This is a genomic window from Enterococcus sp. S183_ASV_20, from assembly GCF_018919685.1.
Taxonomy (GTDB): domain Bacteria; phylum Bacillota; class Bacilli; order Lactobacillales; family Enterococcaceae; genus Enterococcus; species Enterococcus faecalis.
This window is the reverse complement of record NZ_JAHLRI010000161.1, coordinates 1-742: the sequence shown is the minus strand read 5'-3', so window position 1 is coordinate 742 and position 742 is coordinate 1. Positions and strand designations below refer to the sequence as shown.

Below are 742 nucleotides of genomic sequence, written 5' to 3'. Positions count from 1 at the left end.
GTTTTAAAATCATGGCGACACAGGCAACACCACAATCTCTTTCGTCTTGTTGATAAATAATTTTTTTCATAACATCCTCTATTTTATTAAAGTTATTCTTAATAGCTACTATTGTAATTTATTTAATGCGTCTGATAGCCTCTATAAGTTGTTTATTAGCAATATCTAAATAAGCCGACCTAACTTCTACATCTGGAATTATTTTTGTATTATTAAACACTTCATGATTCTTTATAGTTTCAAAATAACCAGCTGTATATATCATATACCAAAAGTTTGAAGGATTATCTTTATTTGGTAAAACAGCGGTTTCGTTCCAGCTAGTATAACCTGCAGAAGGTGTTCCCAATACTGTAACATTAGGATTGGTTTTTAAAACTAATGTTAATACTTCTGCCGCACTTGCTGTTCTGTCACTGATAATAACAGAAACTTTTTTACTTTTTTTGAAGGAATATTTTTGAGTTTTCAATTGTTTAGAACTGTCTTCTAAATAATTTGTTATACCACCAAATAATTTATTAGACTCTAAATAAATGGGAAACTTATTTCCATTTTTATCTATTGAATTTAAAATTTTTCCAGTAGGTATTAAAGAGCTAGCCCCTATAATCATGGGAACAACGTCCCCTCCAGAATTGTTAGCTAAATCCAATACTATATCCCCTTTAGCAGAATCTATTAACTTAGCTAGTGTATTACTGTAATTATTTCGAAATTCATTATTGGTAGTATATAAACC

Annotated in this window: 1 protein-coding gene; it reads right to left on the bottom strand. The window is 29.4% G+C overall.

Features of this window, described 5'->3' with window-relative positions; translation table 11 throughout:
- Positions 1 to 118: 118 nt before the first annotated feature.
- Positions 119 to 742 (bottom strand): S41 family peptidase (locus KQI94_RS16175; RefSeq protein WP_253296191.1); only part of this gene is annotated, 624 nt, incomplete at its 5' end.